This window comes from Methylorubrum podarium (assembly GCF_040270385.1).
Classification (GTDB): Bacteria; Pseudomonadota; Alphaproteobacteria; order Rhizobiales; family Beijerinckiaceae; genus Methylobacterium; species Methylobacterium podarium.
In genome coordinates, this window is the sequence record NZ_JBELQE010000038.1 from 1 (window position 1) to 5586 (window position 5586).

General features: G+C 63.9%; 8 protein-coding genes and 1 pseudogene. 8 read left to right on the forward strand and 1 reads right to left on the reverse strand.

Annotation, left to right across the window (positions count from 1 at the left end):
- The 7 genes and pseudogenes from ABS772_RS06115 to ABS772_RS06145 form a co-directional block, all read left to right on the forward strand.
- Nucleotides 1–522 (forward strand): annotated as a pseudogene (locus ABS772_RS06115) (hypothetical protein); the annotation flags it as partial.
- 10 nt (nt 523–532) lie between these two features.
- A complete protein-coding gene (locus ABS772_RS06120; protein WP_350392970.1) occupies nt 533–829 on the forward strand; it encodes a hypothetical protein in 297 nt (98 codons plus the stop codon).
- Between the two features lie 707 nt (nt 830–1536).
- Nucleotides 1537–1779 carry a hypothetical protein gene (locus ABS772_RS06125; protein WP_350392972.1) on the forward strand — a complete coding sequence of 81 codons (243 nt, stop codon included), beginning with the start codon at nt 1537–1539 and terminating at the stop codon, nt 1777–1779.
- 6 nt (nt 1780–1785) lie between these two features.
- Nucleotides 1786–3012, forward strand: a complete 1227-nt coding sequence (locus tag ABS772_RS06130; protein ID WP_350392974.1) for a peptidoglycan-binding protein — start codon at nt 1786–1788, stop codon at nt 3010–3012.
- Nucleotides 3012–3569 (forward strand): hypothetical protein, encoded by a 558-nt coding sequence (locus ABS772_RS06135; RefSeq protein ID WP_350392976.1) that lies wholly within the window; start codon nt 3012–3014, stop codon nt 3567–3569. The genes ABS772_RS06130 and ABS772_RS06135 overlap by 1 nt, the downstream gene beginning before the upstream one ends.
- Nucleotides 3535–3924, forward strand: coding sequence for a hypothetical protein (locus ABS772_RS06140; RefSeq protein WP_350392978.1), 390 nt, complete (start codon nt 3535–3537; stop codon nt 3922–3924). The genes ABS772_RS06135 and ABS772_RS06140 overlap by 35 nt, the downstream gene beginning before the upstream one ends.
- Nucleotides 3924–4166 (forward strand): hypothetical protein, encoded by a 243-nt coding sequence (locus ABS772_RS06145; protein ID WP_350392979.1) that lies wholly within the window; start codon nt 3924–3926, stop codon nt 4164–4166. Before ABS772_RS06140 ends, ABS772_RS06145 begins: the two co-directional genes overlap by 1 nt.
- 18 nt (nt 4167–4184) lie before the next feature.
- Here the strand turns inward: ABS772_RS06145 and ABS772_RS06150 are convergent, their stop codons facing one another.
- Entirely contained in the window at nt 4185–4682 is a 498-nt protein-coding gene (locus ABS772_RS06150) for a TonB family protein (RefSeq protein WP_350392980.1), read from the reverse strand.
- 419 nt (nt 4683–5101) lie between these two features.
- On the opposite strand from ABS772_RS06150, the gene ABS772_RS06155 reads away from it, so the two are divergent.
- The coding region (locus ABS772_RS06155) for a Hint domain-containing protein (protein WP_350392982.1) at nt 5102–5586 on the forward strand (485 nt) is incomplete at its 3' end.

Here is a 5586-nt window from a genome sequence, read left to right on the forward strand (position 1 = left end):
CGCCTGTTAGCTTCCCCGATCTGGCCTTCCGGCTACCCATGGCAGCGGCCATGCAGTAGCCTCTCACTCGGCTCGGTCCAAAATACCGGTCAGGTCAACGATCAGGGCCGCAAGATCACTTGCCTGACGGTGGAGGATGGCGAGCGACCGCCGCCCGTGCCGGACGGCTGGACGATCGAGGATGCCGACACCACGCCACTGTGGCAGGCGCCGGTTGAGGTGATCTCTGACCGGCAATTCGCCCAGGCGCTCGCTCTCGTCGGCGTGATCTCGCAAGCCGAGGCGCTGGCATGGGCCGCGCGCGGCGAGCTGCCGGACGCGATGACGGCCGCGCTCGCACAGATACCGGAGGCCGGCGGGCAGCGCTTCGGCGCGCATATCACCCTCGCCGCCGCCACGACTTACGAGCTGCACCATCCCCTGACGACGCAGCTCGGCGCCCTGCTGACCAATCCTGCGACGGACCGTCCCTACGACGCCGCGGCGCTCGCGGCATTGTGGGCCCGTGCCGCCACCCTGTGAGGAGTGATCCATGCTGACCCTGACCAGGACCGTCGTGCAGACGGAAACCCTCAACACGCCCGAGGCCATCGCCGATCACGTCCACGCCGAGTTCCTGCGGCGCACCGAGGCGGCGCCGTTCAAGGTCGGCGACCGCGTCCGCATCACCCGCCGCGACGGCATCCCGCCCGAGTTCATGATCGGCGATGTCGGCACGGTGATGCTGTGCGATCCCGAGTTCTCGCCGCTCACGACGCTGATGGGCGTGAACGCCTCCGGCATGACGATCCAGTTCCCGGCGCAGACAGCGAACCTCGAACGCGTCTGACCCGGTCCGCTCGCCGCGCCAGACGCCCCCCTCGACGCCCTCGCTCGGCGCCCGCCTGCTGTCCTGGCTGTCGCGTCTTTGGGTCGGCTGATGTTAGCGCCGCACACGCTTACAGCAATCCTCACCGAGGCAAGAGCGAGCGTGAGCGAAGCCTGAGTACGGCGGGCCGGCATTGAAGGGGGGTTCGATGCCGACCCGCCGGTCGCTTCACGCCGTGTCGCATGAGAGGCGACGGCAAAATGACAGCACCTCATGCCCTTCACGTCGGGAGTGCTCAATCAACGCTTGCGGATTACTGCGGCCGAGGCGTCGGCTTAACGGTACTCAGATGAGGTCCGAGAGCGGCGGGTCGGTGCCGTCTGGTCCGGTCTCTACTGACCGATGCGCCAGCCCCTCTCAGATCTGCTCTGACGAGGGCCTAAAGTTGGCCAACTCGATCAGATCCCCGTTTGGAAGACAGATCCTGACATCGCGCACGCCCAACTTTGTGACGCGCTCAGCCTCTAAATAGGCACCCAGCGCGGTCCCTCGTGCCACCGATACGACCCCCTCAGAGGTGGTCCACTGAACCGAGAAGGTCATCCTTCCCTCCGGCGTGATCGCACAATCCCCAGACGAGATGTGAGTCGGGCGCTCGCCGCGCCACGACCCAGCTTACGCTTCCCGAGCCGGCCGGGCCAGCCGCGCACCTTCATGGAGCATCCCCGATGTCCGACACCCGCATTTCCGCGGCCGATCTTCTGCGCCTTGCCGCCATCGCCTCCGTCTCGCCGGAGGGCACGGCCGACGAGGTCGTGGCCATCCTGCAGCGCACCGGGCCGGCCGAGGACGCGCCCGCCGCCGAGCCTGCGCCGATCGCCGCCGACGCGATCGAGGCGCGCGAGATCACCGCCAGCCGCGCCCAGGCGGCCGACGACGCCGATTCCGACAAGCTCGCCAAGCCGGAGTGACCCGCCATGAGCATTCCCGCACCCGCCCGCCGCCTGCTCGACTTCATCGGTTCGAAGGAGGCCCCGCGCGGCTACGACACCGTGTTCGGCAACCGCATGGCGCAGATGCCGAAGCCCCTCACCACCATGACGGTCGATGAGGTGATCGCGCAGGGGAAGTGGCGCACCGACAGCTTCGGCTCCAGCGCCGCCGGCCGCTACCAGTTCATGCGCAACACCCTGGCGAGCCTGAAGCAGACCGAGCGGCTGACCGGCCGCGAGGTGATGACGCCTGCCCTGCAGGATCGGCTCGGCTACGCCCTGCTGCTGCGGCGCGGCTACGCCAAGTTCATGGCCGGCCAGCTGTCGGTGATCGGGTTCGGCCTCGGGCTCGCGCAGGAATGGGCCTCGTTCCCGGTCCTGGCGGCGACCAAGGGCGCGCACCGGCAGGTCCAGCGCGGCCAGACCTACTATCTCGGCGACGGCCTCAACAAGGTGCTGGCGACCGCGGGCGAGGTCGAGGCGGTGCTGAACCAGATGCGGGCGATGCCGGCGGTGGCTGTCGCTGATGCGCTGGTGGTGACCGTTCCCGCGCCGACCCTGCCGCAGGTCCGGGACCTCGTCGTGCCCGACGAGAGCGGGCTCTCGCGCTGGCTTCCGTGGCTCCTGAAGAAGAAGCCCAAGGCGGTCGCCGCCAAGGGGCGGCCGGGCCTGCACCGCAACGGCAGCCCCGAACTGTGGGACGTGCAGGACGCCCTGCGCGAGCGCGCCTACTACACCAAGGGCACCCGTGACGGCCTGGACGGGCCGCTGACGCAGGAGGCCGTGGCGCAGGCGCGCAAGGACAACGGCCTCGGCGACGGTGGGATCGATGCGGCGTTCCTGGCGGCGCTGCCGGCGATGCCCCACCGGCCGGTCGCCGCCGAGCGCGCGAAGATCTCGCTCGGCAAGGCCGCGCAGCACGCGCCCGAACTGTTCGGGCCGGCGAAGTGGCTCGGCACCTTCGGGGCCGGGCTCCTCGGCCTGGGCGGCGCGGACGGGGCAGGCCTGCTCGACAACGTGCAGGGCACCTTCGTGCGGATCAACGACACGGCCGACAAAGTGCAGACCGGCCTCGGCTACGTGACGTCGATCGTCGGCTTCCTCGTCGAGCACAAGATGCTCGTGTTCATCGCCCTCGGCCTGTTCCTCGTCGTGAAGGCGGCCGGCTACGTGCTCGATGGCTGGATCAAGGTGAGGACCGCGTTCTTCTGATGCCTCACCGCACACAGACGGCACCGATCGGAAAGGGCAAGCGCATGCTGGTCTACGATCCCGACCCGGCGATCAACGAGCGGATCCGGCGGGCGGTCCGCTACGGACAGACCCGCTGGGCCGAGATCTGGCTCTCGCTGATCGCCGTGGCCGTCGGCCTCGTTTTGATCGCGCCGACCAACACGTTCGGGAACGAGAGCTTTCGCGTCATCGCCACTGTCATCAGCGAGTGGAAGGCCGGGGCCCTGTGCCTGTTCTTCGGCTGCGTTCGCCTCCTGGCGCTGTGGGTGAACGGACGGCGCGGGCGCGAGACCTCGCTCATCCGCACGCTGGGCTGCCTGGGCGGGTTCGTCTTCTGGCTCGCGATTGCCCTCGGCTTCCTGCTCACGGCTCCGCCGATCACCACCGGCGTCGCCGTCTACACGATCCTCGCCTTCGCCGAGCTGCACGCCTCCGGGCGCGCGGCCAGCGACATGGCGGCGGAAGACACGTTCGGGTTCAGAGCACGCAGGAGGCAGAACGGTGGCGGCAGTTCCCGATCCTCTTCCGCAGTTTGACTCGTGGCCCGCCATCATCGTCGCGGTCAGCGCCGCCGCCGCCGCTCTCTTGGTTCCGCTCACCGGCTTCCTGAAGACCTTCTTCGACTACCGCATCGAGGCATCGAAAGCTGAGGCGCTGAAGCCGGAGGTGGCGCGGGACGTTGCGCAGGTTGGCGGCACAGCGCTGTTCGACAGCATGGCGGTGGCCGACCTAACAGCCGCGATCAAGGACCTGACCGTGGCGATCCGGGCGGACACGGCCTCGGAGGAGGCGCAGCACGCGAGCCAGTTCGCGCAGGTGCTCCAGCGGCTCACCGAGGTGCTGGACACGCACGACCACGACCATGGTCCGCCACCGCGGCGAGGGCGCTGATGCCGGCGCCCTGCTTCATCGCGGTCACCCTGGCCGGCATGCTCGCGAGCGGGAAGCCGGCCAGAGACGCGAGCGCCTACCTGTTCATCGGGCCGAGCACGCGCATCAGCCCGGTGATCACGGCGCCCGGCGAGCGGCCGCACGCGCGATCCGAGATCACCATCGGGCCGATCACGACGTTCGCGCGTGAGACACCGGAGGAGGTGGTACGGGCGCCGTGCGTGGAGCGTAAGGCCGACTGAAAAATTGATGTTGCTATATCACCTCGGGCGAAACACTATGGGCACAGATATATCAAGTTGTTTGGTTTTCATATTCGCCGGAAATGGGCTGAACGACAAGTCTTTCGAGAGAAAATTTTCGACCTTCCGATCAACATACGGATCCCCAGAAGGTCTAGCGATTGAATATGACGAAAGTCTTCCGCTTCTATCAACTCTAAATGCTACAACAAGAGATGCTTCACGCAGGGGAGATATCCGTAGTTTGCGCACTTCTCTCGCGAAATGTTGCTTCATCTCTGCTCTATAAGTGACCGCCTCATTGTCGACACCCAAGATACTCTGAGCCATCGCCGAGTGCAATAATGCGAGTGAAAGGCATATACCTATGGCCACAACAGCAATGCTGTGATGCTTCAGGTGTTGATAAATGATACCGGGTCTACGGCTGGTATACGTCATTTGCGTCCTCGATTCGCACGGTCGAGTATAGATGCAAATGCCGATTTTCAGCCAGCATCGCGCCCACCCATACATAGGCGATCGGCGACGGGCGGGGCAGATCTTGGGCGGAAAGCTCGCGCCGACGTAATGCAACGTCCGCTATTTGCAAGCACTTTCATATTGCTGAATTATTTGGGGGGGTGGTGCAGAAGTGTACTGAAAGTAACCCGAATAAAAGTTTAAAAACAGCTACCTCAACCTTTACAATCAACAAGATGCATCTGTTATCAGTTTGCATCTGATGTAGCTAACGAAAATTGAACAGCCTGTTGCGCTCAAGACACGACAGTGGATAATTGCTAGCAGGTAGCCTTCATACGATTTGCTGCTCTCAATAATGAGATGCATATTAGCGTGTCCGAAGAGTGCAGTTTCGAGCAAATTGCTAAGGCTCGCTCGCCGGAGCAAAGACGTAGATCAGGAATACAGGTAGATACAGTAGAGAGGTACCCATGGCACTCCCAATCGTTTTCAACAATGTGACTTACGGCGTTGACTTCTTGTCTCAGGACAATGACGGCGTCCAGAGTGGCGTATTTGAGAATGATGGCAACAATGATGTGCCATACGTTTTCAATGGAACTATCAGCAACGTAGGAGATCCGGTCACTCTGACCAATACTGCTACCAATACTCAATTTAATCTATACGCAACAAATTTAGACAATGCGAATCAGATTGTCCTTTCTGAAAATCCAGACGGTTCTGGTTTCGCAATTTTGGTGTCAAACACTCAAGTTACCGAAGGACAAACGGAGACGTTCTCTGAGAACACACTCGGAGATTTTACTCCCGTCTGCTTCGTGACGGGCACGACGATCCGCACGAGCCGCGGCGAGATCGCCGTCGAGGATCTCCAGGTCGGCGACCTCGCGGTGACCGCCTCCGGCACCCTGCGTCCGATCACCTGGATCGGCCACCGGGCGATGACGGCCGC

Bases quoted from the DNA above. Each gene is read 5' to 3' on its own strand.
- ABS772_RS06120 (WP_350392970.1), top strand. From the start codon at position 533: ATGCTGACCCTGACCAGGACCGTCGTGCAGACGGAAACCCTCAACACG.
- ABS772_RS06135 (WP_350392976.1), top strand. From the start codon at position 3,012: ATGCCTCACCGCACACAGACGGCACCGATCGGAAAGGGCAAGCGCATG.
- ABS772_RS06150 (WP_350392980.1), bottom strand. From the start codon at position 4,682: ATGTATGGGTGGGCGCGATGCTGGCTGAAAATCGGCATTTGCATCTAT.
- ABS772_RS06130 (WP_350392974.1), top strand. From the start codon at position 1,786: ATGAGCATTCCCGCACCCGCCCGCCGCCTGCTCGACTTCATCGGTTCG.
- ABS772_RS06145 (WP_350392979.1), top strand. From the start codon at position 3,924: ATGCCGGCGCCCTGCTTCATCGCGGTCACCCTGGCCGGCATGCTCGCG.
- ABS772_RS06125 (WP_350392972.1), top strand. From the start codon at position 1,537: ATGTCCGACACCCGCATTTCCGCGGCCGATCTTCTGCGCCTTGCCGCC.